We start from the raw sequence: 26,311 nt of genomic DNA, 5'->3' as shown, positions 1-26,311 counted from the left end.
GCGTGAACGGTGCCCTGTCCCTGCTTCTTCTGGCCGGAACGCTTTGGTTCGCCATGGCGCGCCCGCGCGGCCTCCCCGAAGCCGTCTTCGCGGTCCCCGCCGCCGGCGTCGTCCTCGCGCTCGGCCTGACTTCGCCGCACGAAGCAGGCGCGCGGGTCGTCCAGATGCTGCCGACGATGGGCTTTCTCGCAGCAATCCTGCTGGTCAGCCACCTTGCCGCCGCCGAGGGCGTCTTCACCTGGCTAGGTGCCAAACTCGCCGAGATCTGCCGCGGACGTCAGCCTCGGCTTCTGCTGCTCACCTTCGCCGCAGCGGCGATCGTGACCGCTGTCCTCAGCCTCGACGCCACCGTCGTCCTGCTGACCCCGGTCGTCCTGGCTACTGCGGCGGAACTGAAACTCACCGCGCGCCCGCACGTCTACGCGTGCGCGCATCTGGCCAACTCGGCGTCCACGCTCTTCCCCGTCTCCAACCTGACGAACCTGCTCGCCTTCACCGCTTCCGGCCTCACCTTCGCCGGTTTCACCGCGCTGATGGCGTTGCCCTGGCTCGTCACACTCGCCGTCGAACTCGCCGCGTTCGCCTGGTTCTTCCGCAAGGACCTCCGCGAACCGGCCAGCACCCGCCGGCCCGAACACCGCGAAGCGCCGGTCTTCACCCACGTGGTGCTGGCGGTCATGCTGGCCGGATTCGCGACCGGGCAATTGGTGCACGTCGAACCAGTCTGGATCGCCGCGCTGACCGCGCTTGTGCTGGCCGCGAAAGCCTTGGCGGAACGGAAGATCCGGCCCTGGCAGGTGATCACCGAAGCGTCCCCGCTGCTGATCCTCTTCGTGCTCGCCCTCGCCGTGGTCGTCGAAGCAGTCGACGAGCACGTCCTTGGCGGTCTGTTGCGCACTCTCCTGCCGACCACGGCCGGGCTGCCCGAACTGCTCCTCGCCGCAGCCATCGCGGCCGTCCTGGCGAACGTCGTCAACAACCTTCCCGCGACGCTGATCCTGCTGTCGGTCCTCGGCCCGCACCCGAATCAGGGTGTGCTGCTCGCCGTGCTGCTGGGCGTGAACATCGGCCCGAACGCGACGTACTTGGGCTCGCTCGCGACGTTGTTGTGGCGCCGTGTCGTCGTGCGGCACGGACAGCATCCGCCGGTGCGGGAGTTCTTGAAGCTCGGCGCGCTCACGACGCCACTGTCGTTGGCTGCGGCGACGTGCGCGTTATGGCTGGCGCTCTAACCGCGCGGCGCGATCGTGCTCCCCCGCGCCAACGTCGGACCACAGTCATCCAAACCATCCCCGAACCGCTGCGCTTCCACGTTCATCATCGTCACCTGCGCATAGTGCTGAACCGCAGCGAGCTTCGCCGGATCGGTCACCGCGTCCTTGCGGACGAAGTCGCCGTTGCGCTTGCCCGGGCCGGGGTAGACCAGGATCGGGACGTAGTCCCGGTCGATGCGCGGGTCGACGGTGATGCCGTTGCCGTCCGCCCACGGGCCCCACGAGTGGATGAAGGTCGGCTTCACCGTGTCGAACACGTAGTTGCGCAGGCCCTCGATGTCTTCCTTGTGCGTGAGGTCCGCGATCGGCGCGTTGACCAGCCCGGCCATGTCGACCAGTTCGAGACGGCTGGTCATCGACGAGCCGCCGAGGTCCGGCAGCAGCAGCGACGCCTTTTGCAGGCCGAGCATGTCCGCATAAGTGTTGAAGCCGCGGCCGAACCGGTCGGCGATCAGGCACGCGGGCACGGTGGGGCTCTTGATGAATTCGTCGGACTGCTGCACGAAGCCGATCGCCGACGGCACCGACGCGGCGACGAGCACCAGAGCCGCGAGCGCGCGCCAGCGCACCTGCGTGAGCGAACGCAGCAGTTCAGCGATGGCCATGACGCCGCACAGCGTGCCGAGCACCCATACCGGCGTCGCGAAGCGGTATTGCGCCATCCAGTCCGGAACCATCACGCCGTACGCGATCACGCCGAGCGCGAGCGGCGTGACGAGCCCGATCAGCGGACGTCGCCACGGTGCCTTGAGCAGCGCCCAGACGACCACGGCGATCAGCACGAGCGTCAGCGCGATGCCCGCGTACTCCACCAGCTGGTACGGCCGGATGAGCGAGCCGAAGGTGGGCAAGCCCTGCTTCTTGGCGACCGACGGGTTGGCCAGCAGCCGGTGGAATTCCGTGTAGCGCCACACGACGTAGCCGCCGAACAGCACAGCGAAGGCCGCGACGGACACCAGCGCGGAGCGGAAGCTGGGCCAGAAACCCTCGCGCTTCACGCCGAACAGCAGGACGATCGGGTACGCGCTGGCGTAGATCAAGCCTTCCGGCCGGGTCAGCGCGGCGGCCGCGACGAGCACGCCCGCGAGGATCGCGACCTTGAACGACAGCGAGTTTTCCTTGCGCAGCGCGGTGAACAGCAGCGCGGCGAGCGCGGTGGTGAAGAACGCGAACAGCGAGTTCTCGAGGCCGGAGACGACCCAGATCACGAACGACGGGATCGCCGCCAGCCCGAGGCCGGTGGCCAGCGTGATCGCCCACGCGTGCCTGCGGAACACCTGGCGGGCCACCACGTGGCACAGCACCAGGATGCCCGCGGCGAAGAACAGGCCGAGCAGCTTGGGGAACAGCACGTAGTCCGGGATGCCGAACAGCAGGCCCTTGTCGAAAACCCCGGCGACCTTGCCCAGCGCGAGCAGGATCATCCAGGTCGGGTCCGAAAAGCCTTCCACCGGCGGCTGGCCGGGGGCCAGCACCGGGCCGAGGCCCTCGGCGACGCTGCGCGAGTAGGAGAACGTGATGGCGGCGTCGTCGACGATCCAGTGCCCGTAGCGGGTGGCGTGCCAGGCGACCGCTGCCACACCGGCCAGCACCGCCAGCGTCGACGCCAGCCAGCTGAGCTTGAACCGCGCGGGCGGGTCGGTCGTCTCCTCCCCCGGCAGGTCGGGCTCCGATACTGCGGTGAGTGCGCTAGCCGTCATGTCCTCGTCACTGTTTCCACTTGCGGATGCTGCCGAAGAAACGCACGAGCCTGCGCCCCCCTTGAAGTCCCCCGGCCGGGACCCGCGCCGCGGCGCCGCGGTCGACACCGCACTCTAGCCAATACCTCATCCGGGCCGTTTCACACGTCATCCCCGACCGTGATCCACCTCACATTTGTCCGGTTCAGGACAGATGCGAGATGTCGTTGACCAAGCGGACCGAGGCGTTGCCGTCCGGGTAGAACTCGACGATCGACAACGAGGCCAGGTCGAGGTGCAGGCGGAACAGCAGCGACGGCCCGGCGTCGAGCCCCATCCGCAGCAGGGTCTTGATCGGCGTCACGTGGCTGACCACGAGCACCGTGCGCCCGTCGTACCGCTCGACCAGGTCTCGCCGGGCCTGGCCGACCCGCTGATGGACCGCGTCGAAGCTCTCGCCGCCGGGCGGCGGGCACGACGAATCGCTCAGCCAGCAACGGTGCAGTTCGGGGTCCCGTTCCGCGGCCTCGCCGAAGGTGAGGCCTTCCCATTCGCCGAAGTCGGTCTCGATCAGCCCGGGGTGCGTTTCGACCCGGCCGCCGAGCGCGTCGGCGACCGCCTGCGCGGTCTGCTTGGTGCGGATCAGCGGCGACGAGATGATCGGAGCCGGTTCGCCGTCCTCGCCGATCAGCCCCGGCATCGCGGCCAGCCGCTTGGCGGCCGCGGCGGCCTGGCCCCGGCCGTGCTCGGTGAGCGGGACGTCGCCGCGCCCGGAATAGCGGCGGTCGACCGACATCTCGGTCTGGCCGTGGCGCAGCAGGAGCAGTTTGGTGGGCGTGCCGCGGGCTCCGGTCCAGCCCGCCGGGGACACCCGGTCCGCTTCGGCGACCTTGACCTTCGGCCGCGCCTTCGCGACCGAGGCGGACGAGGTGGCGCCGGACCCGGCGCTGTCCATCGCGACGTTCGCGAGCCGGTCGGCGTGCGAGTTCTCCGCGCGCGGGATCCAGGTGTAGCCGACGCGGTCGAAGCCCGCCGCGATCTCGCGCGCCTGCGCGGCGAGCGGCTGCAGCGCCGCGTGCTTGATCTTCCAGCGCCCGGACATCTGCTCCACGACGAGCTTCGAATCCATCCGGACATCCACAATGGACACCCCGAGTTCGGCGGCCGCGGCGAGCCCGGCGACGAGCCCGGAGTACTCCGCGACGTTGTTCGTGGCGATGCCGAGGTATTCGTGGCGTTCGGCGAGCACCTCGCCGGTGACCGCGTCTTTCACGACCGCGCCGTAACCCGCCGGACCCGGGTTGCCCCGGGAGCCGCCGTCCGCCTCGACGATCGCCCGTTCGGTCACAGGCCCGACTCCAGCGTGCGGACCAGGATCGCGCCGCAGTTCTCGCACTGCACGACGGCGTCCTCGGGCGCGGACTTGATCTCGGAAATGGCGTTGCGGTCGATTTCCAGCTGGCAGGCGCCGCACCGCCGGGCCCGCAGCAGCGCCGCGCCGATGCCCTTGTGGTCGTAGACGCGGGTGTACAGCTTGAGCAGCGGCTCCGGGAAGCGCGGCAGCAGCTTCGCGCGGTCTTCCTTGCGCCGGGCCTCGGTGGTGTCGAGGTCCTTGAACGCCTCGTCGCGGCGGGCTACCGCGGCTTCGACCGCCTGCGCCGCCTTCTCGACCTCGGCGCTGGTGCGCTGCGCGTCCAGACCCAGAGCCTCGCGCTGCTCCATCAGCTCCAGCAGGTCGTCCTCGAGCGCGCCCTGCCGTCGGCCCAGCGTCTGCAGCTCGTGCTCGACATCGGTCATCTGCTTGGAACCGATCGATCCGGATTCCAGCAGCTTGCGGTCGCGGTCCACGCGCGCCCGCACCGATTCGACCTCTTTCTCCTGCCGGGCGATTTCCCGGTCGAGGTCCGAGGACGCGGTCTGGACGGACACCAGCGCGTCGCGCTTGTCCCGGACGGCCTTCTCCCCGGCCTCGATCTCGGCAAGCTCGGGCAAGGTGCGGCGGCGGTGCGCGGTGCGCGAAAGCTCAGCGTCCACCTTCGCGAGTTCGAGCAGCTGACGCTGGACGGCGGGGTCGGCCTTCACTGTGCTCCCTGATTTAGTTACTGGGTGGTAGCGCGGATGGTCCACGGGTCGGTGCACCGCGTGGAGACGTGAGCTTCGACGGTACCCGCAAAGGCCGCGCCGACAAGGGCCGAGGCCTGTCCGCACCACGGCCACTCGCTGGCCCAGTGCGTCAGGCCGACCAGCGCGGGCACGGTGGACGCGGCGGCGAGGTGTTCGCCGGCCGGATGGTGGCGCAGATCCGCGGTCACGTACGCGTCGACGCCCTCAGCCGTCGCCTTCGCGAGATACGAGTCGCCCGCGCCGCCCGATACCGCGACGGTGCGGATCAGCCGGTCTGGGTCCCCTGCCCCGAGCACGCCCGGCACAGTGGCTGGCAACGCATCGGCGATCCGCTGGACGAACTGCGCGAACGGCGCCGGTGCGGGCAGATGCCCGATCCGGCCGATCCCGGTGGCACCGCCCGGTTCGTGCGGGTCGAGCGGCCGGTCGACCTCGAGCCCGATGGCCTCCGCGAGCGCGTCAGACACGCCGGGGTCGGCCGAGTCGGCGTTGGTGTGCGCGCAGTACAGCGCGATGCCGCCGCGGATCATGCGGTGCACGAGCGAGCCCTTGGCGGTGTCCGCGGGGACGCCGTGCACGCCGCGCAGCAACAGCGGATGGTGCGCGACGATCAACTGGGCACCGATTTCCTCGGCCTCGGCAAGGGTCTCCTCGACCGGGTCGACACAGAACAGCACGCGGGCGACGTCCTCGGCCGGGTCTCCGCAGACGAGCCCGACCGCGTCCCAGCTTTCCGCCAGCCGGGGCGGGTAACTGCGTTCGAGGACGGCGATGATCTCGGCTAATGCAGGCACCTGGGGATCCTCGCACGATCGCTCTGGGAGACTTCCGACCATGCCTTCCATGGTGTTTGTGTGCTCCGGAAACATCTGCCGCTCCCCCATGGCGGAGCTGGTCTTCCGCAAAAAGCTCGCCGACGCGGGCCTCTCCGACACCGTGCGCGTGTCCAGCGCAGGCACCGGACCATGGCACGTCGGGGAGGCCGCGGACCGGCGGGCGCGCGCCACGTTGAAGGCGCACGGCTACCCCACCGAGCACATCGCGGCCGAGGTCAGCGACGAAGACCTCGAAGCCGACCTGCTGCTCGCCGCCGACGAGAGCCACCTGGGCTTCCTGCAGTCCCGCGTCGAAGACCCTTCGCGGGTACGGCTGCTGCGTTCTTTCGACCCCTCCGCCCCGGAAGGCGCTGAGGTGCCGGACCCGTATTACGGCGGCGACGACGGCTTCGAGGACGTGCTCGGAATGATCGAGCAGAGCGTGCCGGGATTGCTGGACTGGGTCCGCGAACAGGCGTGACGTCCGGTCCGGGTGCGCGCACGGAACGCGACGGCCTACCGTAGAGGGGTGCGGTTGCGGTTTCTGCTCCGGCCGGGATGGCTGGCGTTGACAGTGGTGGTGTTCACCTTCGCCATCTGCTGTTACACGTTGCTGGCCCCGTGGCAATTCCGTCGCGACGGCGAACAGGTCACCCAGAACAACGCGCTGACCACGTCGTTCACCGCGAAACCGGCTCCCGCGGCGCAGCTGCTGCCGCCTGGGACGAAACCGGACAAGAACACCGAGTGGCACCTCGTGTCCATCACCGGCACGTACCTGCCTTCCGCCGAAGTTGTCGCGCGCCTGCGCACTGTGCAGGGCGAAGGCGCGTACGAGGTCCTCACGCCGCTTCGCGCCACCGACGGCACTGTGTACCTCATCGACCGCGGCTACGTCGGGCTCAGCAGTAACTCCGGCGTGCTCCCGTACGCGGCGGCGCCGGGCGGACAGGTCACGGTCGTCGCACGCGTGCGAAGCGACGAGACAGACCCGAAGAACCGCGAAGCGTTCGCCGACGCGTCGACGAACGGGAAGCTGCAGAGCTACACCGTCGACTCGCGCGTGGTGGCGAAGTCGTCTGGCCTCACTATCCGGCCCGGCTACTTCCAGCTCGACGGGAACCAGCCCGGCGTGCTCAAGGCGCTGCCGCTGCCGCAGCTGGAGTCGGGGCCGTACTTCTCGTACGCGCTGCAGTGGCTGGCGTTCGGCACGATGGCGTTGCTGGGCTGGCTGTACTTCACGATCCGCGAGCTGCGTCCGGGCGGCGCGCTGACGACCGAGCGTCCGCAACCAGGACGGCGCAAGTCCGTCGCGGAGATGCTCGCCGAAGACGAGGACGAGTACACGCCGACCGCCTGAGTGGCCTGGTCGTTTCACCGGAAAATGGCTCTTTGTCCGGGCCACTTGCGGCGTTGATACTGGCGGCATGCTGATCCACCCCTGGGACGCCGCGGACGAGAACGAATGGCGGGACTGGCTCGCCGGACACGACTTCGGCGAGCTGGTCGCCGGCGGCCGCGGCCGTGACCTCCCGGTGGTGGTGCCGACGCACTTCGCCTTCGACGGCGACGCGACCGTCCGCCTGCACCTGGCCCGGCCGAACCCGGTGTGGCCGTTGCTGGAGGAACACCCGCGCGCCCTGCTGACGGTGACCGGCGATTACGCGTTCATCCGCTCGGACTGGAACACCGCCGACGACCCCGCGCTCGGCGTGCCCACCTCGTACTACGCGAGTGTGCAGCTGGCCTGCGACGTCCGGCTCGTCGACGATCCGGCCGAGAAGGCGGCGCTGCTGAACCACCAGCTGGCGCACTTCGAACCGGACGGCAAGCGCACGCCGGTGTCCGCTGTGGACGCTCCGGATCGGCGGCTGCTGCCCGGGATCCGCGGCATCGAGCTGACGGTGACCGACGTGCGGGCGAAGTTCAAGTACGGCGGGAACAAGAAGCCCGAGGACCGGCAGCGGATCAGTGCGCGACTGTCCGAAAGGGACGGGTTCAACGACGCAGCGGCGGTGGCGCACCTGAAGACCTCGTGAGTGTTTATCGCGGTTCTAACCGGGATTAGCACTCACGAGCTTTTCCGGCGCACCCCGCTCAACACCGCCGCCACGACCGCAGTCCCCGCCGCCAGCCACCCGACCACTCGGGACAGTTCCACCGCACGCGTCACATGCCCGGCATCCGGATTCCGGCCCACCCCGAGCACCGGCAACTCCACCACACCCTGCGGATACTCAGTCCGCCCACCAACGCGAATCTCCAGCGCCCCAGCGAAAGCCGCCTCAACCCGACCGGCATTCGGGCTCGGATGCGCGATCGTGTCCCGCCGCCAAGCCCGCCACGCACCACCCGCCGAGCCGCCCACAACCGGCGCGCCCACAACAGTCAGCGCAGCAGCGACCCGGGTCGGCAGAAGGTGGACGAGTTCATCGAGTCGGTCAATAGCCCAGTGTCCAGGAAGCAGACGACGCAGCAGTCCAATAGTCCGCGCCGCAAGCAGTCCGGGCACGCCCGCGACCGCACCCCACAGCAGCGGCGTAACGACCACTTCGGACGTGTTTTCCGCCAGAGTTTCCACGGACGCACGGGAAAGCCCGATCGTGCTGAGCCCGTCAGTCACGCGCGGGTCCAGTTCGGACAGTGTGTCGCGCGCCGGTTCGAGGCGGCCTTCTTCGAGATCGCGAGCCAGTTCCGTGCCCTGCGTAGCCAGCCCGGCAGCGCCGACGACCGCGCAAGTCGCGACCGCGGTAGCCGTCGCCTGCAGCACCGGGCTGCGGCGGCCGGTGCGTTCGACCAGCACTCCGGCAGCGACTGCGGCGCCAGCGATTCCCAAGCCCGCCGCACGCCGTGAACCGGTGGCCACGACCACCCGGCGGAAGGCGGTCACCGGCGGCCGTCGCCGCGGATCGCCGAGTGCACCGTCTGCGGCCAAACCGAGAATCAAGCCGATCGCGCGCGCCGCGCTCACCAGTAGCCCCCCCGAACGTGGACGATTCAGCCGCCGAGATTACTCGACACGGCGGCGGCGATTTCGTCGCGTGCCTGCTCCACGATGTCGCGCATCGCGCGTTCGGCGCGCACCGGGTCGGCCAGGTCGATCGCCTCGGCGACCTCGACGTGCAGCGCGACCGCCTCGGGCTGCGGCTCCTCGGGCATCAGGCCGTGCCCGGTGCGGCCGGCGAGCACTTCGGCGACCACTGAGGACAGCTGCGCGAACATCGGATTCCGCGACGCGGACAGCAGCAGATCATGGAACGCGACGTCGTGGCCGAGGAAGGTGTCGAGATCGCGGGCCCGCGCCGTCCGCTGGAGATGCACCGCCAGTGCGCGGAGCCGTCCGCGCTCCTCCGGAGTCGCCCTGATCGCGGCGAACCGGGCGGCGCACGGCTCGACGGCCGAGCGCAGTTCGGTCAGCGTGCGCAGCGCGGCGGGCCGGTCCGCGCCGTCGAGCTGCCAGCGGATCAGCCTCGGGTCATAGTGGTTCCACTCGGCCGGCTCGCGGACGGTGACCCCGACGCGGCGGCGGCTGCTCGTCAACCCCATCGTCTCGAGGACCCGAACGACCTCGCGGGCCACGGTCCGCGAAGTCCCGTACCGCTCCTGCAATTCCTCCGAGCGCAACACCGCGCCCGGCACCAGCTCGCCGCTCGCGATGGCCGCGCCGAGCTCGTCGAGCATCTCCTCGTGCCGATCAGTCCCCACGGAGTTAACCTAGCGCTCTGATTCGATTAAGTACTACTTCTTCTTGATTAAGTAGTACTTTTGAGTTTGACTCTCCAGAGCACAAAGACGTGGGAGGTGCGGATGACGGTCATCGTGGTGATGGGCGTATCAGGCTCGGGCAAGACGACGGTCGGCACAGCGATCGCGGAGCAGCTCGGGACCGTGTACGCCGAAGCAGACACCTTCCACCCGCGGGCGAACATCGAAAAGATGACCGCCGGGCACCCGCTGAACGACGAGGACCGGGCGCCGTGGCTGGCGGCGATCGCGTCCTGGATCGGGAAGCACCACGAAAACGGCGCGGTCGTGAGTTCGTCCGCGCTGAAGCGGCGCTACCGCGACGTGCTCCGCGGCGGCGGGGACGTCTGGTTCCTGCACCTGCACGGTTCGCGCGACCTGCTCGCCGAGCGGATGAAGACCCGCACCGGCCACTTCATGCCGGTTTCGCTGCTCGATTCCCAGCTCGCCGACCTCGAACCGCTGGAAGCGGACGAGCCGGGAGTGACCCTCGACATCAGCCGACCGCCCGCCGACCTCGTCGCGTCGGCGCTGAAAGCGTTCCAGGAGCGCGCATGACGACCCTCGCCGCCGGCTGGACCGGCCACGACACCCGCCTGATCCTCGCCACGGTGCTCGCCATCGCCGTGATCGTGGTGCTGATCAGCAAGGTCAAACTGCACCCGCTGCTCGCGCTCACGCTGGGCTCCGGCGTGCTCGGCCTGGTCGCCGGAATGCCGGTGGACAAGCTGTTGAAGAGCTTCACCAACGGCGTCGGCAGCACCGTCGCGTCCGTCGGCGTCTTGATCGCTTTCGGGGCCATGCTGGGCAAACTGCTCGCCGATTCCGGCGGCGCGGACCGGATCGTGGACACCGTGCTCGGCCGGGTCCGCGGCGGCGGGCTGCCGTGGGCGATGGCGCTGGTGGCCGCGCTGATCGGGCTGCCGATGTTCTTCGAGATCGGCCTCGTGATGCTGATCCCGGTGGTGCTGCTGGTCGCCAAGCGCAGCGGGAAACCGGTGCTGCTGCTGGGAATCCCGGCGCTGGCCGGGCTCTCGGTGCTGCACGGCCTGATCCCGCCGCACCCCGGCCCGCTGGCCGCCGCCGGTTCGCTGAACGCCAACGTCGGGCTCACCCTTGGCCTCGGCCTGCTGGTCGGCCTTCCGACGGTGATCATCGCCGGTCCGCTGTTCGGCCGCCTGGCCGCCAAGATGGTGCCCGACGCCGCGCCGCCCGCCCGGCTGGTGCCGGAATCCGAAGGCACCGACGAAAAGCACCGCCCGAGCTTCTTCGCGACGCTGTCCACGGTGCTGCTGCCGGTCGTCCTGATGCTGGCCAAGGCGCTCGCGGACATCTTGGCGGAGAAGGCAAACCCGGTCCGCCGGGTCCTCGACTTCATCGGCGACCCGCTCGTCGCGCTGCTGCTGGCGGTCCTCGTCGGCATGGTCGTGCTGGGCCGCCCGGCGCGGCTGAACCGGGAACGGCTGTCCTCGATCATCGGCGATTCCCTCGGCCCGATCGCCGGGATCGTGCTGATCGTGGCCGCGGGCGGCGGGTTCAAGCAGACCCTCGTGGACGCCGGGGTCGGCGACGTGATCACCAGCCTCTCCAAGGGTGCGCACCTGTCGCCGCTGCTGCTCGGCTGGCTGGTCGCGGTGGCGATCCGTCTGGCGACGGGTTCGGCAACGGTCGCGACGGTCTCCGCGGCGGGCATCGTGGCCCCGCTGGCCGCGACCCTCGACCCGACGCACAACGCACTGCTGGTGCTGGCCATCGGTGCCGGGTCGCTCTTCTTCTCGCACCTGAACGACGCCGGGTTCTGGCTGGTCAAGGAGTACTTCGGGATGTCAGTCGGGCAGACGTTGAAGAGCTGGTCGGTGATGGAGACAGTGATCTCGGTGGTGGCGATCGCGTTGATCCTGCCGTTGGGCGCGCTGCTTTAGCGCCCCGGCCTACGGCCGCTGGGCTTCACGCTGCGTGGAGCCCAGCGGCCGTTCTCTTGGTTGACATGTGACCTTTTGGTCACCTATTCTCGGTGCGTGCCCGACGAGGACCTGGTTTTCAAGGCTCTGGCGGATCCGACCCGCCGGTTCCTGCTCGACCTGCTCTACGCGCGTGACGGCCGCACGCTCACCGAGCTGGAGTCCGAAGTGGACATGTCCCGGTTCGGGGTGATGAAACACCTCAAGCTGCTCGAGGAGGCCGAACTGGTCACCTCGCGCAAGGAGGGGCGGGAGAAGCGGCATTTCCTGAACCCGATCCCGATCCGGCAGATCCACGACCGCTGGATCGACAAGTACACCGCACACCACACCTCGGCGCTGCTGGACCTCAAAGCCCGGCTCGAAGCCGAAGATTCCCAGAAGGAGCCCGGAAAATGAGCGACACCACGACCGTCCAGGTCAACCGCGTGTACATCAAGGCCACCCCGCAGGCGGTGTGGGACGCCATCACGAAGCCGGAATGGACCCAGAAATACGGCTACACCGGCCTGGCCGACTTCGACCTCAAGCGCGGCGGCAAGCACCGCACCAAGCCGACCCAGGAGTTCATCGATTCGGGCTTCACCAGCGATCTCCTCGACGGCGAAGTGCTGGAGGTCGATCCGCCGCGCAAGCTGGTGATCACGTGGAAACTGCAGATGGATCCCAGTCTCGTCGCCGAGCCGTACACCACGGTCACCTACGACATCGAGCAAACGCAGACCGCAGGTACGCGGCTCACCGTCACCCACGACGTCACCGGCGCGCCCAACCACGCGGCTCTCGTGTCCGGTGCGCACGAGGACGTCAACGCCGGCCCGGGCGAGAACGCGGGCGGCGGCTGGGCGTGGATCCTGTCCGACCTCAAGTCGGTTCTGGAGACCGGCAAGGGCATCGCGGCCTGACGCGAGGCTGGGGTGGCTGCCTTACCCGGGCAGCCACCCCTACAGTTCACGCGCGTTGCGTCGCGGCCTTCAACGCGGCCTTCGCCGACGCCGATGCGCCGAGCTTGTCCAAACCGAACAATGCGGCTCCGACCACCGGGTTCACCTCGACCACGCGCACCTGCGCCCGCGGTGCCACCTTCAGGCAGCGCCGTTCGATGTCCGCGATCACGGACTCGCCGACGCCGGTCAGCACGCCGCCGCCGAGGATGACCTCGGGAGCGGACGTCGTGAGGTCCAGGCGGCGCATGATCGCGGCCACCAGCAGGCTTACTTCCTCAGCGAACCTCGTCACGACGTCCTGTGCGACCTCGTCGCCGGACGCGGCCATCTCGAACAGCAGCGGGCAGAGGCCGTGGATCTTCGCGGCGTCGATCTCCTCGAAGTGCAAGCCCTGCACCACATCCAGCAGCGTCGAGGCACCGAAGTATTCCGCCACCGCTGATTCCAACGCCGTTCGCGGACCCCGGCCGTCCTCGGCACGGACCGCCCACCACAGAGCTTCCTCGCCCAGCCGGTAGCCGCCGCCCCAGTCGCCGGATAACTTGCCCAGCGCGGGAAAACGGTAAGAGCGACCGTCCGGCGCGAAGCCAGCGCCGTTGATGCCAGCGCCACACACCACCGCTACCCCGGTGCCGTCGGAACTTCCGGCCCGCAACAAAGCGAGCACGTCGTTGCCGACGTCCAAAGTGGAACTCCAGCCGCGCGCCGACAAAGCCTGGTGCAGAGCCTCTTCTTCCCGAGGAAAGTCGAGACCAGCCAGGTAGGCCGAAGTGTGCACCGCGAACGGTGGTTCGGTCGGCAGCCCACCGGCGCGGAGCGCTTCGTGGACGAATTCTTCCAGTGCGGCAACACATCCGTCGACGCCGACGCGCTGGGGAGAAACGCCGGGGCCGCGGGAGGCGCCGAGCACGGCACCGTCCCGCGAAACCACCAGCACTTCGGTCTTGCTGTTCCCCCCGTCGATCGCGACGACGGTGTCGCTCATGCCCGCGCCCAGGGCAGGAAATCCCGGTTGCGTGCGACGAGTTCGTCCGCGAGCTGGTCCGCCTTGGCGTACTGGCCGACCAGCGGGTGCGCGAGCAGTGCGTCCGCGACCCGGTCCCGGCCGCCCTTGACCGCGGCGTCCAGTGCCAGGTACTCGTACGCCGTGACCCCGGCGATCAGGCCGGCGAACCGCGGGTCGACCGGAGCCTGTGGGATCGGGGTCGCGCCTGCGGAATCCACAGTGGACGAAACCTCGATGACCGCGTCGTCCGGCAGGAAATTGAACGTGCCGTTGTTTCGGACGTTCACCACGTGCTCCTCGGCGCCACCGCCGGAGGTGAGCGCGTGCACGAGCTGCACCGCTGCCTCCGAGTAGTACGCGCCGCCGCGCTTCTCCAGCGACTCCGGCTTCGTGACCTGCTCCGGGTCGAGGTAGATCTTCAGCAGCTCTTCCTCGACGTCGCTGACCACCTCGGCGCGCGGACGCTCGGTCTGCTGCTTCGCGACCTGCGCGTCGTGCGAGTAGTAGTACTTGAGGTAGTACGACGGCACGGCGTTCATCCGCTGCATCCACTCGACCGGCACGCTGACCTCTTCGCCGAGGTATTCCGCGTGCTGCGCGAGGAGTTCCGGCAGCCGGTCGACGCCGTCGACCAGGACGCCGCGTTCCCAGCTCAGGTGATTCAGTCCAGTGTGGACCAGCTTGACGTCGCCGGTCGAAGCGCCGAGCAGTTTCGCGAACTTGCGCTGCAGGTTGATCGCGACGTTGCACAGGCCGACCGCCCGGTGACCCTCCTGCAGCAGCGCGCGGGTGACGATGCCGACCGGGTTGGTGAAGTTGACGATCCAGGTGTCGTCACCGGCGACCTTGCGGACGCGCTCGGCGATGTCGAGCACCACCGGCACCGTGCGCAGCGCCTTCGCCAGGCCGCCCGCACCAGTCGTTTCCTGGCCGACACAACCGCACAGGTGCGGGAACGTCTCGTCCGACGCACGCGCTTTCTGCCCGCCGACGCGCAACTGGATCAGGACCGCCGACGCACCGTCGACACCCTCCTCCAGATTCGCGGTGGTGCGCACGCGGGCCGAATGTCCCGCATGGTTCAGCAGCCGCTGGCTGAAATCCCCGACCGCCTCTACCCGGTAGGCGTCCGGGTCGATCAGCACGATCTCGTCGACGTCGAGCGAGGCCCGCCGCCCGGCGATGCCGTCGATCAGCTCCGGCGTGTAGGTGGACCCACCGCCGACCACTGCCAGTTTCATCCCTTGACTCCCGTGAACGTGATGCCCTTGACGAACGACTTCTGCGCGAACACGAACAGCACGATCACCGGCAGCATGATCAGCGCGGTGGCGGCCATCGTGAGGTTCCATTCGACGTGGTGCATGCCTCGGAAGGACGCGATCGCCAGTGAAAGCGGCCAGTTGTCTTTGTTCTCGCCCGTGTAGAGCAGCGGGCCGAAATAGTCGTTCCAGGTGAACAGGAAGCAGAACATCGCGGTGGCCGCGATCCCCGGCTTCGCCATCGGGATCAGCACCCGCGTGAGCACCCGGAACTCGTTGCAGCCGTCGATCTTCGCCGCTTCGAGGTAGTCCTTCGGAATGGTGAGGAAGAACTGCCGCAGCAGGAAGATCGAGAAGGCGTCGAAGAAGAAGTACGGCACGATGAGCGGCACCAAGGTGCCGGTGAACCCGAGCCGCACCCACAGGTCGTACAGCGGAACGACGGTGACCTGCGGCGGCAGCATCATCGCGACGACGACGAGCATGAAGCACAGGTTCTGCCCGCGCCACCGCAGTTTCGCCAGCCCGTACGCCGCCGGGATCGCCGAGACCAGCGCCCCGATCGTCGCCAGCGCCGAATACAGGAAGCTGTTGCCGAAGTACTCCAGCAGCGGGGCCTTCCGGAACACCTCGACGAAGTTCTCGAAATGCCATTCGGTGGGCCACAGACTGGACGTCATCGCCTGGTCGCTCTTCATCACCGAGGTGAGGAACACGAACAGCAGCGGCAGCATGAAGATCATGCCGAGCGCGATGCCGACCGCGTGCGTGGCGATAAAGGACAGTTTCTTGTCCCAGCGCCGCTTGAACTTCTCCCGCGGATGCACCGGAGGGGCCGGACGCGGCGGTGCCGAAAGCGTCGTCATGCCCCATCCTCCTGATGTTGCGTCTTACGCATCTGCCGAACCAGAATCCAGGTGAACCCTGCGGAAACCAGGAACAGCAGCACGGCCATCGCCGCCGCGTAACCCATGTTGAAGTACCGGAAACCCTGCACGTACAACCAGATCGGATACGTCAGCGTCGAGTTTTCCGGCGCACCGATCAGTTTCGAGTTCCCGGCGACGTCCGCCGTACCCGCCGAAGCGGACGCCGCGACGATCGCCTGGGTGAAGAACTGCAGCGCGTAAATCATCGAATTGACCACGCCGAACAGCAGCACCGGCGAGATCGACGGCAGCGTCACGTGCCAGAACCGGCGCACCGGACCGGCTCCGTCAAGTTCCGCCGCCTCGTATTGCTCCTGCGGAACGTCCAGCAACGCCGCCAGAATGATGATCATCAGCTCGCCCGAACCCCACAGCGCGAGCAGGGTCAACGCGGGCTTCGACATTTCCGGGCTGTTGAACCACAATCCGCCGTCGATGCCCACCAGTCGCAGGAACCGGTTCACCGGACCGAATTCCGGGTTGAACACGAAGACGAACGCGAGCGTCGCGGCCGCCGGCGGAGCGAGCGCGGGCAGATAGCAGAGCGTGCGGACGATGCCGACGCCTGACTTCAGCCGCGAAATCACCGACGCGACGCCGAGCGAGAACAGCACCCGGCAGACGGTCAGGATGATCACGAGCCACAACGTGTTGTACGCGGCGGTTTTCACCAGCGGCTCGCTGGTGAACATGCGCACGTAGTTGTCGAACCCGATCCACTGTGGAGGGTTGATCAGGTCGTAGCGGGTGAACGAGTAGAACAGCGTCGCGCCGAGCGGGTAGGCGAAGAAGATGAGGAACCCGAGGGTGGCCGGCGCCATGAACCAGAACACCGTGCGCCTGCGCTTGGCCCGGGGAGACCCCCTCCGCGCCTGGTTCGGCGCGGAGGAGGTTCCGGTTTCCGGTACGGAGAGCGTGGTCATCCGCCGGCGCCCTTCTGCGCCAGCTCGTCGTTGATCTGCGCGTCGACCTTCTTGAGGCCCGCTTCAAGATCGGGCACCGAACCGGCCTGCCACTTCTCGGCGAAGTCGTTGACCGCCTTGAGGAACGCGTCGCCGATCGGCGTGGTCGGGTTGGCGACCAGCTTGCCGCTGTTGTAGATGTCGGTGAAGGTCTTGAACTGCGGCGGCATCTTCAGATTCGGCGAGTTCAGCGAATCCTTGGTGCTGGGCACGTTGTTCAGGCCGTTGGCCATCTCGACGAGGGTGTCGGTGTCGAGCGAGGCCTGCTTGATCAGCTCCCACGCCGCGCCGGGGTTCTTCGCGCCCTTCGGGATCGCGATGATCGTGCCGGTGCCGAACCCGCCGCCGTACTGGCCGGCCAGGCTGTCGAGCACGGGAGCCGGAGCGGTGCCGTAGTCGAGCGAGGGCACCTGGTCCTTGAGGAACGCGGTGCGGAACTCGCCGTCGTAGATCATCGACAGCTTGCCGGCCTGGAAACCGTTGTCCTTCGAGTATTCGTCACCGAGACCGGCCTTGAACTTCTCGACCTTCTCGTGCCCGCCGTAGAAGTCGATGAGCTTCTTCTGGAACTCGAACATGTCCTTCCAACCGGGGCTGGAAGCGAGCGACGACTTGCCGTCCGGGCCGATGAACTTGGCCCCGAAGTTGGGGGCCCAGTACTGCGCCTGGTTGGCGTAGAACGGCATCGACGGCAGGAAGCCCGCGGTCTTGATCGAACCGTCCGCGTTGAACTCGGTGAGCTTCTTGACGTCCTCGAACAGTTCCGTGGTGTTCTTCGGCGGGCCGGCGATGCCCTTGGCCGCGAACTGCGTCTTGTTGTAGAAGAACCCGTACACGTCGGCGAGCATCGGCATCGCGCACCGCTTGCCCTGGTACGACGTGTAATCGCGGACCGCCTGCGGGATCTGCTCGAGATCGACCTTGTCCCGCTCGATGTAGGGCTTCAGGTCCTGGAAGCTGCCAGTCGAGCACCACGCGCCGAGGTTGTCGGTGTAGAACGAGATCGCCACGTCCGGCGGGTTGCCGCCGCGGATCGACTGGGTGAGCTTGTCGTCGTCCTGGTTCCCCTCGTGCTTGATGGTGATGTTGGGGAACTTCGCCTTGAGCTTGTCCAGCGCCTTCGTGACCACGCCGTACTCGCGGTCGGTGAACTTGCTGTAGACGGTGATGGTGAGCTTGTCGTCTTTGTTCGGCGGCGCCGCGGCGTCGCCGCCGCCTGCGGGCGCGGCGGCGCCGCACGCGGCGGTGGCCAGCAGCGTGCTCGCCGCGACGGCGCTGAGCAGCAGAGATCCGCGCCGGCGCGTAAGCCTCCGGGTGCGGGTGGGAGCGGACATGAACCCTCCAGTCCTTCGGGTGGGTCTACTCGGTCGGGGACGGGGCTTGCTCTCCGGCGGACCGACGCGGCCCGAGGAGCGTGGGGGTGACGACGCCGAAGACGTCCTCACGGGCGGTGGCGAGCGCGGACTGCAGCGCACCGGCGCGCACCGCGTTGCCCTGCACCGAAGCGACGCCGACGGGCGTGCGCGGCAGGACCAGTTCGTGCAGCTTTTCCGCGACGATCCCGGCGAACTCGTCGCCGCCGGCGCGGCTGGTCTCGCCGCACAGCAGGATGAGCTGCGGGTCGGCGACCGCGACGAGGCTCGCGACACCACTGGCGACGCGGCGCGCGAGATCGTCCAGAAACCCTTGGTGTGCCGTGTGCCGCGCCTGGATGACGGCGTCCCATCCGCTGTCCGCGGAGATGCCGTGCGCCTTGGCGAGCCGGCTGATCGCGGACGAGTCGACCAAGTTGCCGAACCGCGCACCGGCGGACGGCCAGCTGTCGCCAGTGTCCACAGTGGCCGGATCGGGCACGCGCATCCAGTCGATCTCGCCGCCGCCACCGGTCGCGCCGCGCAGCAGCCGTCGTCCGATGACGACCGCGCCGCCGACGCCCTCGGACAGCCAGACCAGCACGAAATCGTCGACATCCTGCGCGTTGCCGACGGTCATTTCCTCGACCGCCACAAGGTTTACGTCGTTCTCGATCTTGACCGTGACGCCGAGTTCGTCGCTCAGCCGCTTTGGCACGTCGAACCCGAGCCAGCCCGGGATGTGCGGGGCCGAGGACAGCAATCCGGTGCGCGGATCGAACGCGCCCTGCGCGCCGATGACCACATTGGCCAGATCGTCGAGCTGCATGCCCGCGGCCTTGGTGACCCGGCGCAGCGCCTGGCCGAACGACCCGACGACGTCCGCGTCCTCGGCCACCGGAAGCTGCACGCGGTACTCGGCGAGGATCGCCCCGGCGACGTCGGCGACCACGAAGTCCGCGACCCGCGGGGTGAGATCGACGGCCGCGACGTGCGCGAGACCGCCGTTGACCGCCCACAGCTGAGCGCGCGGCCCGCGTCCGCCGCCGGCCCGCTCGCCTGCTTTGCCGACGAGATTGTCCTGCTCAAGCCGGGTAAGCAACTGCGCGGTGGCGGGTTTGGACAGCCCGATGGCGGCCTCGAGTTCAGCCCGCGTGAGCGGCCCGTTCCGCAGCAACGCCTCGATCGCCGCGCGGTCGTTCATCTCGCGCAACGTTCGCGGACTGCCGGCTCGCACCTGGCTGCTCCTTTATTAGGAAACTTTACAGACGGTTTTCGGGGACTGTAGTGAGCGCGGACACACGCCGTCAATGGGCTAGGGAAACGGCGGGATAACGGCTTGATACCGCGAGATGTCAGCGACCGGCGCAGGGTGACCGGGCAAGCGCGGACCGTACGCGGTCCAGACCAGCGGAGAGGGGTGGTCCGGGATTTCCGGGACCGGACAGGCGATGCGCGTTGCCGGGGGTGCTGGCCCCCGGCCGTCTTCGCGCTGCTGCGGTGGCGCGGTGGCGCGGTGGCGCGGTGGCGCGGACCGTGGTGGCTCGACGGGAGCCACGTGCGCGAGCGCGATCTGCAACCGGCCGACGGTGCTGCGGTCACCGGGTTCCGGACCACGCTGGTCGCGATCGGGCGGGGATCGTCGACGGGCTCGGGTTGCTCTACTCGCGCGATAACGACCGGCGCACGCGGAAGCCAGTCCGCGCTGCGGTCGGCGCTCGGTCTCGTGAGTGGCAATCCCGGTTAGAACCGGGATTGCCACTCACGAGACCGAGCCAGCCGGTAACGAACGGGTGCGGACCCACGCGCCAGGCCCGCACCCGTCCGTCATTCCTCAGCTTCCGCCCAAGCCTTCAACATCACCCGGGCGATCGACGAGTTCCCCGGCAGCAGCAGATTCGACGCGCCGCCAGCGATCGGCGTCGGAACCCCGGTCCCGGCGTTCCGGAACGCGGCCCGGACGTCCTCCCGGGACACCCACAGCGCTTCCTCGATCTCGCCCTCAGCCGGGACCAGCGGCGCGTCGCGGTCCGCCCGCGCGGTGAAGCCCAGCATGATCGAGCGCGGGAACGGCCACGGCTGGCTGCCGAGATACCGCACGTCCCCCACCTCGATTCCGGCCTCTTCACGGATTTCGCGGACGACGCAGCCCTCCAGGGACTCCCCCGCTTCCACGAATCCGGCGAGCACCGAGTACCGGTCCGGCGGCCACATCGGCTGGCGCGCGAGCAGCACGTGCGAGCCGTTGACGCCGTCGAGGTCGTGCACCAGGCAGATCACCGCCGGGTCGGTGCGCGGGTATTCCTCGTGTCCCTTGGCTTCGCAGCGGCTGGCCCAGCCGAATTGGATCAGCTGTGTCGCCGAGCCGTCGCGGGAGCAGAAGCGCGACTGCCGCCGCCAGTGCCGCAGTGCCTGCGCGGTGGTGAACAGCCCGGCCGACGTGTCGTCCAGCTGTTCGCCGTATCCGCGCAGCTCGACCCACAGCTCGCCGTTGGCGCGCGGCACTTCTTCTATCACGCCCCAGCTGCCCGCCAGCCGCACGCTGTCGACGTCGCCCTCGATGCTGCCGGGCATCGACCAGTAGTCGACGTCCTCCCACTCGCCGAGGAACACGGCGTCGGCGGGCGGTTCGGTGCCGAAGTCCATCGCCTTGCGGGTGGCCAGCGCGGAGCTGCCCTCGACGACCGGCGTGCGGCCGGTGTCGTCGAGCAGCACCACGCGGGCTTCCGACCATTTCGCGGCGAGCCGTTCCGGGTTGGTGCGCAAGGTTTCCTGACGGTCCACTGTGGAACGCGACAGCGTCGGCAGCGCCCCCAGTTCGAACGGAACGCTCATCAGTCCTTCTCGCTTGCCGAAACTCCGAGCGCGGCCAGCTTCGGCGCGAGCAGGTCCGCGTCGCCGACCACGACGCCGGTGAAGCGGCCCGGCGCGAAGAACTCCGCCGCGGCTTCGCCGACCTGCTCCGCGGTGACAGCCGCGAGCCGCTCCGGGTGGCTCTGCAGCCACTCGATGCCGAGGCCGTTCGACGCCAGCGCCATCAGCTGCCCAGCGAGCCCGCCTTGCGACGACGTGCCGGTGACGAGCGAGCCCATCGCGTACTGCCGCACCGATTCGACCTCTTCGGCCGTCGGCGGCACGGTGCCGAGCCGGAACAGCTCGTACCGGGTTTCCAGGTACGCCGCCGCGGTGACCTCGTTGGCCGTGTCCGCGTCCACATTGACCACCGCGCCGTCGCCGGTGAACTCGAAGCCCGAGTGCGCGCCGTAGGTGTATCCCTTGTCCTCACGGATGTTCTCGACCAGCCGCGAGGAGAAGTAGCCGCCGAACGCCAGGTTCGCCAGTTGCAGCGCCGGGTACCGCGGATCGGTGCGCGGCACCGTCTGCGCGGACAAACGGATCTGCGACTGCACGGCGCCGGCGCGCGGCACCAGCAGGACGTTGCCGCCGGTCAGCGCGGGCAGCGGCGGCAGCACCACGGCCGAACGATCCGACTTCCAGCCGCCGAGCGCGCGCTCCAGTTCGGCCGGAATTGCTTGCGGGTCAAGGTCTCCGACCAACACGAGTACGGCACCGCGCGGCAGCACCGAAGCGTTGTGCAGCGCGCGCACCTGCTCGGCGGTCACCTCGGCGACGTCCTCCGCCTCCGGGACCTCGCGGGTCGCCGGGTGGTCGCCGTACCGGTGCTTCTGCAGGGCTTCGCGCGCGATGGTGCGCGGCTGCGTCCGCGAGACCGCGATGCGCTCGATCAGCCGCTCCCGCTCGCGCGCGACCTCCGTGTCGCTGTACGTGGCTCCGGTGAGCACGTCACCGAGCACGTCCAGCAGCGTCGGCAGGCCGTCGGACAGCGCGGTGCCGCCGAAGTACAACCGTTCCGGGTCGACGCCCGCACTGAGGTCGCCGCCGATCAGCGCGACCTCGGCGTCGATTTCCACCCGGTCGCGCCGCGCGGTGCCGGTGAGCACGGTTTCCGCGAGCACCTCCGCGGTGGCCGCGTGCATCCGGTCCTCGCCCGCGAACGGGATCCACAGCCGCAGTTCGACCATCGGAACGCTCGCCTTGCGCACCGCGAGCACGCGCAGCCCGTTGGAGAGCGTGGTGTCCACATGGGACAGATCCGCGGCGGCGCGCTGGTGGCCCAGCTCGGGCAGCGGGCGCGGGCCGGTCGCGGTGCGGCCGATCTCCTCGGCGCTGCGGTGTGCGGCTTTGACCTGTTCAGCCGAGGTCACTGTTCCGTCCCTTCGGTGCTTGCGGGCTTCACGACGAGCACGGCGCGCGCGTCCGGGCGCAGCGCCTTCGCCGCCGCCGACACGGCTTCGCCGGAGACCGCGGACAGGCGGTCGGCGAGCTGGTAGACCAGCGACGCGTCGCCGTAAAGCAGTTCGAACGCGCCGAGCGCCAGCGTGCGCGACACGAGCCGGTCGTGCTCCGCGTGCAGGCTCGCCGCCCAGCGCGCGGTGACCTTCTTCAGTTCCTGGTCGTCCGGCGGCGTCGACGCGAGCTTCTCCAGCTCCTCGTCCAGCGCGGCGAGCACGCGCTCGCGCGGCACCTCCGGCGGGTGGATCGCGGTGATGGTGAAGGTGTCCGGATCGCGTGCCTCGAACGGGCCGAAGAGCCCGGCGCCCGCGCCGATGTCGACCACCAGCGGCTCGACGTGCACCAGTCGCTGCTGCAGCCGCGAACCGTCACCGTCGGTGAGGACGCCGGCCAGCACCAGGTACGCGAGGTAGCCGTCGAGGTCGTTGATCGGGTCCGGCATCCGGTACCCGACGGCCAGCGCGGGCAGCGGCGCGTGCGCGTCGGTGTGCTCGCCGAGCAGTTGCGTGGTGGGCAGCGGCTCGGAGAACGACGGGCGGACCGGAGCGGGCCGGTGCGGGACGTCGCCGAAGTGCTTCTGGACGAGCGCCTTCGCGTCCTCGACCTCGAAGTCGCCGGCGACGGTCAGCACCGCGTTGGCCGGCGAGTAGAAGGTGTCGAAGAAGGCGGCGCAGTCGTCCAGCGTCGCGCCCTCGAGGTCTTCGAAGGCGCCGTAGCCGTCGTGCGCGTTGGCGAAGGTGGAGTAGAGCACCGGCGGCAGCAGGATCCACGGGAACCCGCCGTACGGCCGGTTGCGCACGTTCAGCCGGATTTCCTCCTTGACGACCTCGATCTGGTTCGCCAGGTTCTCCGCGGTCAGCTTCGGCGCGCGCATCCGGTCGGCCTCGAGGAACAGCGCGCGTTCCAGCGCGGCCGCGGGCAGCACCTCGTAGTAGTCGGTGTAGTCCGGGTGCGTGGAACCGTTGAAGGTGCCGCCGCTGGACTGCACGTGCCGGAAGTGCGCCAGTTTCTCCAGGCTTTCGCTGCCTTGGAACATCAGGTGCTCGAAGAGGTGCGCGAAACCGGTCAACCCCTCCGGCTCGGAGCGGAAGCCCACGTCGTAGTGCACGCTGACCCCGACCACCGGCGCGGTCGGGTCAGGAGCGAGCACCACGCGCAGACCGTTGTCGATCGTGAAACGGAAGAGCTCGGGATCGGCCATGCCTCCACCCTACGCAGGCGCGGGCGTCTTGGGCTCGTCCGGTCGGAGGTGCCTCGCGCCCTCGAAAGCAACAGTCAGTGCGGCCACGAATCCCCTGGTCCGCGCCAACGGCACCGCCTCCTCGGCGGAGGTGCCGTACCAGTACGCCGACAGCGAACAAGCGTTAACTAGCCAAGCGTCTGCTTCGCCCAGCGCGTACGCGTACGGAAGCGCGCGAGAGACGAGCAGTTCATCGTCCGGCGCTTCCATCGTGCGCAGCTGTGCGTTGAGGCCGAGCAGGCGGTCTCGGAGGTCTAGGCCAGCCTTCGTCCGCCCTGGCAGGAGACGGGCGGCTGCCGTCACTGCGAGGCCAGTGGCGAGAAGGACCAACCCGAGTTGTGCGTAACCGACGGTGAAGGCCAGCAGGACGGTGAGGAAGACGCCGTACCCACACAGCCGTGGGCCGATCTTCGACAGCCGCTTCGGGAAGAGCCAACCGCGACGGACTATGTCGGCTACTAGCTCACCTACGCCTGCTTCGCGGACTTCGGCGAGCGTCGCGGCTTCGCCCGGGACAGCGGCTGCGTACACCGCGCGCTCGAAGGCGGTTAGGTATTCGTCGGGCGGGTTGCGGCGTACGAGGACCCAGTTGTGTGGGCCGTCTTCGGTGACCCATAGGTAGTTACGGACGCATAGGTCGAGGACTGTCGCGGCTAGGTCGACGGAACTGACACGTCCAGTGAGAAGCAGGCCTACGTGTCCAGGGAGCACGCCGTCCGGTGAAGAGAAGCGGCCGTTGTCGAGAAGCTGCACGGGGGTGGCGCGGCCTGGCTGTCGGTCGCGTCGGCGGCGTACGAACACCGCGACGGCACCGGCGATCGACAGCACGGCGAAGGCCAGCCACGCCCACCACACCGGCGCGGTCGCGGAGAAGGGGCCGGCCGGGACGAGACGCTCTGTCGCGGCAACTGTGCCGCCAGGGAGTTCGGCGGTCAGCTGTACGCGCGAGCCGGGCTGGAGGTTGGGCACCGAGACGCGGGTCAGACCGGAGTGGTCGATTTGCGCGGCGCCGCAGCGAGACGTCGAGTCGGGCGGACCGGCGAGGCAGCTGAGCGCGTCCGGGATAGCGGGCGCGGCGAAGGTCGCGCGGACCAGTTCGAGACGGGTGTCCCAGCCGCCGGCGACGTCCCAGGTGACGTGCTCGACGCCGAGGCTGGTGCCGACCGCACCGTCCACTGTGTACCGGAGCACGGACGTTCCGCCGCGCAGGTAGAAGGTCACCTGGTCGTTGCCGGTTTCGGCGTTGCCCGCGCCTTCGATGCTGATGTCGCGGATGCCGAGTACACGGGCGTTGGCGCGCAACGGAATCGTGCGGGTCATCGAGGTGTCGCGCGGAACCGAGACTGCTTCGGTGACGGACAGACTGCCGTCACGCTGGACCTTCAGCGCTACCTCGGCGCTCTGCGGCAGTCCGGGCAGCGACGGTTGATCTTGCGCCGCAGCGGGAGTCGCGCAGAGGAACGGGATCGTCAGCAGAGCGGCGAGTTTCACTGCGCGGACACCGCCGAGCGACGTTCGGCCAGTGCCTGGACCGCGTCGATTTCAACTGCCAGCGGGGATTTGACGCGTTCGCCCGGAGTACCCAGCGCTCGGCCGCGGCGGGTTTGGGCCGGAACTAGCGGGGCGGCGGCGAAGGTGGCGAGTCCGGCGATCAGGAGCGCGACGCCGATCAACGCCTCGCCGACTGTCGCGGCCAGGACCACGGTGGTCACGACACCCGCAACGCCTATCGCGAGCCCGGCTTGGCGCACGTACGGCTGCCTCGCAGACAACCAGCCTTCGCGGTGCGCTTCGGCGTCGAGAAGGGCTTGCAGCTCAGCCTGATCCGGCCGCGCGGCAGCGAGCGGCCCCGGCGGGAAAGCGGCTTTGACGGCTTGCTCGAACGGCGTGAGCGGATCGGCTTCGCTGTGGGTGACCTGGCCGTCGTCGATGTGCAGATGACCGCGGGCGACGAGGTCGAGGACCGTGCCGGTGACGTCGAGTTCGCCACGCGCGACATACGCGATGTACGCAGGCGGCACGCCGAGAGCGGCCGGGCGGGTGCGACGACGCAGCATGCTGGCACCGAGGAGCAGATACAGCACCAAAGCCAGACCACTGAGGACAGTCGGAAATCCAGGCGCGAAGGCGGCCAACGGTCCCGTCGGGACGAACCGGGCGTTCTCCGGCAACGGCCCGGTTTGAACGGCTAGGTCGATCCGATCCCCTTGACGCAGAAGGTTCTGCTCGGCGTGCGCTCCCCCGCTCCGCAGTTCGGAGAAAGTGCACTGCCGGGACGATCCCGGCTGACCGGCGTAACAATCCGCTGTGGACACTCCCGGCGCGTTGAAGGCGGCAGTGACCCGGTCGAGCGCCCGATCCCAGCCCCCGGTGAGCTGAAACCGCACCTGTCCGCCAGCGGCGACCGCACCATCCACTGTGTACTTCACGGTAGCTGGCCCGGTGACGGTGATCGTCGTTCCGTCGGCCTTGGCGGCACCGGAAACCTGCAGGTCAGTGATCGAGTAGAGCCGGTCCTCGTCGTCGGTGACGGGTACGCGCTCGGCGATGCGGTGGACAGCCGGGGCGTCGGTGACGACGCGCTCGATGACGGTGAGCTGACCGTCCTGGGCAGTGGTGACGGTGACGTCGTCGGCGAGCATGTCCTCAGCTCGGCGGGGTGAAGGGGTTGTCGGACTTCGGCGGAGCCGGAGGTTGGGGCG

25 protein-coding genes are annotated in these 26,311 nt (G+C 68.9%); 8 read left to right on the top strand and 17 right to left on the bottom strand.

What is annotated here, in order from left to right; all coding sequences use genetic code 11:
• The first annotated feature begins 2 nt into the window (after positions 1 to 2).
• Positions 3 to 1,232 carry an SLC13 family permease gene (locus D0D37_RS30675; RefSeq protein WP_279630341.1) on the top strand — a complete coding sequence of 410 codons (1,230 nt, stop codon included), beginning with the start codon at positions 3 to 5 and terminating at the stop codon, positions 1,230 to 1,232.
• Here the strand turns inward: D0D37_RS30675 and D0D37_RS30670 are convergent.
• From D0D37_RS30670 to D0D37_RS30655, 4 genes are all read right to left on the bottom strand, one after another.
• Entirely contained in the window at positions 1,229 to 2,974 is a 1,746-nt protein-coding gene (locus tag D0D37_RS30670) for a hypothetical protein (protein WP_116204083.1), read from the bottom strand. The genes D0D37_RS30675 and D0D37_RS30670 overlap by 4 nt on opposite strands.
• Positions 2,975 to 3,158: 184 nt before the next feature.
• Positions 3,159 to 4,301 (bottom strand): bifunctional RNase H/acid phosphatase, encoded by a 1,143-nt coding sequence (locus D0D37_RS30665; protein WP_162834542.1) that lies wholly within the window; start codon positions 4,299 to 4,301, stop codon positions 3,159 to 3,161.
• Positions 4,298 to 5,035 carry a zinc ribbon domain-containing protein gene (locus D0D37_RS30660; protein ID WP_116204082.1) on the bottom strand — a complete coding sequence of 246 codons (738 nt, stop codon included), beginning with the start codon at positions 5,033 to 5,035 and terminating at the stop codon, positions 4,298 to 4,300. Before D0D37_RS30660 ends, D0D37_RS30665 begins: the two co-directional genes overlap by 4 nt.
• Before the next feature lie 17 nt (positions 5,036 to 5,052).
• Positions 5,053 to 5,871 carry a Nif3-like dinuclear metal center hexameric protein gene (locus D0D37_RS30655; protein ID WP_116204081.1) on the bottom strand — a complete coding sequence of 273 codons (819 nt, stop codon included), beginning with the start codon at positions 5,869 to 5,871 and terminating at the stop codon, positions 5,053 to 5,055.
• A gap of 40 nt (positions 5,872 to 5,911) precedes the next feature.
• Between D0D37_RS30655 and D0D37_RS30650 the strand changes: the two genes are divergently transcribed.
• From D0D37_RS30650 to D0D37_RS30640, 3 genes are all read left to right on the top strand, one after another.
• Entirely contained in the window at positions 5,912 to 6,373 is a 462-nt protein-coding gene (locus D0D37_RS30650; RefSeq protein WP_116204080.1) for a low molecular weight protein-tyrosine-phosphatase, read from the top strand.
• 48 nt (positions 6,374 to 6,421) lie between these two features.
• Positions 6,422 to 7,252 carry an SURF1 family cytochrome oxidase biogenesis protein gene (locus tag D0D37_RS30645; RefSeq protein ID WP_116204079.1) on the top strand — a complete coding sequence of 277 codons (831 nt, stop codon included), beginning with the start codon at positions 6,422 to 6,424 and terminating at the stop codon, positions 7,250 to 7,252.
• Positions 7,253 to 7,319: 67 nt separating this feature from the next.
• The gene (locus D0D37_RS30640) at positions 7,320 to 7,931 is read left to right on the top strand and encodes an FMN-binding negative transcriptional regulator (RefSeq protein WP_116204078.1); all 612 of its coding nucleotides are present in this window, start codon (positions 7,320 to 7,322) and stop codon (positions 7,929 to 7,931) included.
• Between the two features lie 32 nt (positions 7,932 to 7,963).
• On the opposite strand, the gene D0D37_RS30635 is transcribed toward D0D37_RS30640, so the two are convergent.
• Together D0D37_RS30635 and D0D37_RS30630 are read right to left on the bottom strand one after the other, a co-directional pair.
• Positions 7,964 to 8,863, bottom strand: a complete 900-nt coding sequence (locus D0D37_RS30635) for a cobalamin biosynthesis protein CobD/CbiB (RefSeq protein ID WP_116204077.1) — start codon at positions 8,861 to 8,863, stop codon at positions 7,964 to 7,966.
• 26 nt (positions 8,864 to 8,889) lie between these two features.
• Positions 8,890 to 9,573, bottom strand: coding sequence for a FadR/GntR family transcriptional regulator (locus tag D0D37_RS30630; RefSeq protein WP_116204076.1), 684 nt, complete (start codon positions 9,571 to 9,573; stop codon positions 8,890 to 8,892).
• A 126-nt stretch (positions 9,574 to 9,699) separates the two neighbouring features.
• On the opposite strand from D0D37_RS30630, the gene D0D37_RS30625 reads away from it, so the two are divergent.
• The 4 genes from D0D37_RS30625 to D0D37_RS30610 all read left to right on the top strand — a co-directional run bounded on the left by D0D37_RS30625 (position 9,700) and on the right by D0D37_RS30610 (position 12,502).
• The gene (locus D0D37_RS30625; protein ID WP_116204075.1) at positions 9,700 to 10,194 is read left to right on the top strand and encodes a gluconokinase; all 495 of its coding nucleotides are present in this window, start codon (positions 9,700 to 9,702) and stop codon (positions 10,192 to 10,194) included.
• The gene (locus D0D37_RS30620) at positions 10,191 to 11,558 is read left to right on the top strand and encodes a GntT/GntP/DsdX family permease (protein WP_116204074.1); all 1,368 of its coding nucleotides are present in this window, start codon (positions 10,191 to 10,193) and stop codon (positions 11,556 to 11,558) included. The genes D0D37_RS30625 and D0D37_RS30620 overlap by 4 nt, the downstream gene beginning before the upstream one ends.
• Positions 11,559 to 11,654: 96 nt before the next feature.
• A complete protein-coding gene (locus D0D37_RS30615; protein ID WP_116204073.1) occupies positions 11,655 to 11,996 on the top strand; it encodes an ArsR/SmtB family transcription factor in 342 nt (113 codons plus the stop codon).
• Positions 11,993 to 12,502, top strand: coding sequence for an SRPBCC domain-containing protein (locus tag D0D37_RS30610; protein WP_116204072.1), 510 nt, complete (start codon positions 11,993 to 11,995; stop codon positions 12,500 to 12,502). The genes D0D37_RS30615 and D0D37_RS30610 overlap by 4 nt, the downstream gene beginning before the upstream one ends.
• A gap of 46 nt (positions 12,503 to 12,548) precedes the next feature.
• Here D0D37_RS30610 and D0D37_RS30605 read toward each other — a convergent pair whose 3' ends face one another.
• The 11 genes from D0D37_RS30605 to D0D37_RS30550 all read right to left on the bottom strand — a co-directional run bounded on the left by D0D37_RS30605 (position 12,549) and on the right by D0D37_RS30550 (position 26,251).
• Positions 12,549 to 13,529: an N-acetylglucosamine kinase gene (locus D0D37_RS30605; protein WP_116204071.1), complete on the bottom strand. Its 981-nt coding sequence runs from the start codon at positions 13,527 to 13,529 to the stop codon at positions 12,549 to 12,551.
• Positions 13,526 to 14,791 carry a 6-phospho-beta-glucosidase gene (locus tag D0D37_RS30600; RefSeq protein ID WP_116204070.1) on the bottom strand — a complete coding sequence of 422 codons (1,266 nt, stop codon included), beginning with the start codon at positions 14,789 to 14,791 and terminating at the stop codon, positions 13,526 to 13,528. Before D0D37_RS30600 ends, D0D37_RS30605 begins: the two co-directional genes overlap by 4 nt.
• Positions 14,788 to 15,678, bottom strand: a complete 891-nt coding sequence (locus D0D37_RS30595; protein WP_116204069.1) for a carbohydrate ABC transporter permease — start codon at positions 15,676 to 15,678, stop codon at positions 14,788 to 14,790. Before D0D37_RS30595 ends, D0D37_RS30600 begins: the two co-directional genes overlap by 4 nt.
• Entirely contained in the window at positions 15,675 to 16,664 is a 990-nt protein-coding gene (locus D0D37_RS30590; protein ID WP_116204068.1) for a carbohydrate ABC transporter permease, read from the bottom strand. The genes D0D37_RS30595 and D0D37_RS30590 overlap by 4 nt, the downstream gene beginning before the upstream one ends.
• Positions 16,661 to 18,037, bottom strand: coding sequence for an extracellular solute-binding protein (locus tag D0D37_RS30585; RefSeq protein WP_116204067.1), 1,377 nt, complete (start codon positions 18,035 to 18,037; stop codon positions 16,661 to 16,663). The genes D0D37_RS30590 and D0D37_RS30585 overlap by 4 nt, the downstream gene beginning before the upstream one ends.
• A 25-nt stretch (positions 18,038 to 18,062) precedes the next feature.
• On the bottom strand, positions 18,063 to 19,292 hold the full coding sequence (locus tag D0D37_RS30580) for an ROK family transcriptional regulator (protein WP_425266982.1): 1,230 nt from the start codon (positions 19,290 to 19,292) through the stop codon (positions 18,063 to 18,065).
• A gap of 590 nt (positions 19,293 to 19,882) precedes the next feature.
• The gene (gene nudC / locus D0D37_RS30570; RefSeq protein ID WP_116204066.1) at positions 19,883 to 20,890 is read right to left on the bottom strand and encodes an NAD(+) diphosphatase; all 1,008 of its coding nucleotides are present in this window, start codon (positions 20,888 to 20,890) and stop codon (positions 19,883 to 19,885) included.
• Positions 20,890 to 22,281 (bottom strand): M16 family metallopeptidase, encoded by a 1,392-nt coding sequence (locus D0D37_RS30565; RefSeq protein WP_116204065.1) that lies wholly within the window; start codon positions 22,279 to 22,281, stop codon positions 20,890 to 20,892. The genes nudC and D0D37_RS30565 overlap by 1 nt, the downstream gene beginning before the upstream one ends.
• The gene (locus tag D0D37_RS30560; RefSeq protein ID WP_116204064.1) at positions 22,278 to 23,570 is read right to left on the bottom strand and encodes a M16 family metallopeptidase; all 1,293 of its coding nucleotides are present in this window, start codon (positions 23,568 to 23,570) and stop codon (positions 22,278 to 22,280) included. Before D0D37_RS30560 ends, D0D37_RS30565 begins: the two co-directional genes overlap by 4 nt.
• Positions 23,571 to 23,579: 9 nt before the next feature.
• Positions 23,580 to 25,100: a DUF2207 domain-containing protein gene (locus D0D37_RS30555; RefSeq protein WP_116204063.1), complete on the bottom strand. Its 1,521-nt coding sequence runs from the start codon at positions 25,098 to 25,100 to the stop codon at positions 23,580 to 23,582.
• Positions 25,097 to 26,251: a DUF2207 domain-containing protein gene (locus tag D0D37_RS30550; protein WP_116204062.1), complete on the bottom strand. Its 1,155-nt coding sequence runs from the start codon at positions 26,249 to 26,251 to the stop codon at positions 25,097 to 25,099. The genes D0D37_RS30555 and D0D37_RS30550 overlap by 4 nt, the downstream gene beginning before the upstream one ends.
• Positions 26,252 to 26,311 lie beyond the last annotated feature (60 nt).

The organism is Amycolatopsis circi (assembly GCF_003385235.1).
In the GTDB taxonomy this organism is placed as follows: Bacteria; Actinomycetota; Actinomycetes; order Mycobacteriales; family Pseudonocardiaceae; genus Amycolatopsis; species Amycolatopsis circi.
Note: the sequence above shows the minus strand (reverse complement) of the source record. Positions and strands in the feature narration are given on the sequence as shown.

Excerpts from the sequence above, each read along its gene's own strand:
- D0D37_RS30640 (WP_116204078.1), top strand. The coding sequence starts at position 7,320 with ATGCTGATCCACCCCTGGGACGCCGCGGACGAGAACGAATGGCGGGAC.
- D0D37_RS30630 (WP_116204076.1), bottom strand. The coding sequence starts at position 9,573 with ATGCTCGACGAGCTCGGCGCGGCCATCGCGAGCGGCGAGCTGGTGCCG.
- D0D37_RS30605 (WP_116204071.1), bottom strand. The coding sequence starts at position 13,529 with ATGAGCGACACCGTCGTCGCGATCGACGGGGGGAACAGCAAGACCGAA.
- D0D37_RS30620 (WP_116204074.1), top strand. The coding sequence starts at position 10,191 with ATGACGACCCTCGCCGCCGGCTGGACCGGCCACGACACCCGCCTGATC.
- D0D37_RS30610 (WP_116204072.1), top strand. The coding sequence starts at position 11,993 with ATGAGCGACACCACGACCGTCCAGGTCAACCGCGTGTACATCAAGGCC.
- D0D37_RS30585 (WP_116204067.1), bottom strand. The coding sequence starts at position 18,037 with ATGTCCGCTCCCACCCGCACCCGGAGGCTTACGCGCCGGCGCGGATCT.
- D0D37_RS30650 (WP_116204080.1), top strand. The coding sequence starts at position 5,912 with ATGCCTTCCATGGTGTTTGTGTGCTCCGGAAACATCTGCCGCTCCCCC.
- D0D37_RS30595 (WP_116204069.1), bottom strand. The coding sequence starts at position 15,678 with ATGACGACGCTTTCGGCACCGCCGCGTCCGGCCCCTCCGGTGCATCCG.
- D0D37_RS30670 (WP_116204083.1), bottom strand. The coding sequence starts at position 2,974 with ATGACGGCTAGCGCACTCACCGCAGTATCGGAGCCCGACCTGCCGGGG.
- nudC (WP_116204066.1), bottom strand. The coding sequence starts at position 20,890 with ATGAGCGTTCCGTTCGAACTGGGGGCGCTGCCGACGCTGTCGCGTTCC.
- D0D37_RS30560 (WP_116204064.1), bottom strand. The coding sequence starts at position 23,570 with ATGGCCGATCCCGAGCTCTTCCGTTTCACGATCGACAACGGTCTGCGC.
- D0D37_RS30550 (WP_116204062.1), bottom strand. The coding sequence starts at position 26,251 with ATGCTCGCCGACGACGTCACCGTCACCACTGCCCAGGACGGTCAGCTC.
- D0D37_RS30625 (WP_116204075.1), top strand. The coding sequence starts at position 9,700 with ATGACGGTCATCGTGGTGATGGGCGTATCAGGCTCGGGCAAGACGACG.
- D0D37_RS30590 (WP_116204068.1), bottom strand. The coding sequence starts at position 16,664 with ATGACCACGCTCTCCGTACCGGAAACCGGAACCTCCTCCGCGCCGAAC.
- D0D37_RS30600 (WP_116204070.1), bottom strand. The coding sequence starts at position 14,791 with ATGAAACTGGCAGTGGTCGGCGGTGGGTCCACCTACACGCCGGAGCTG.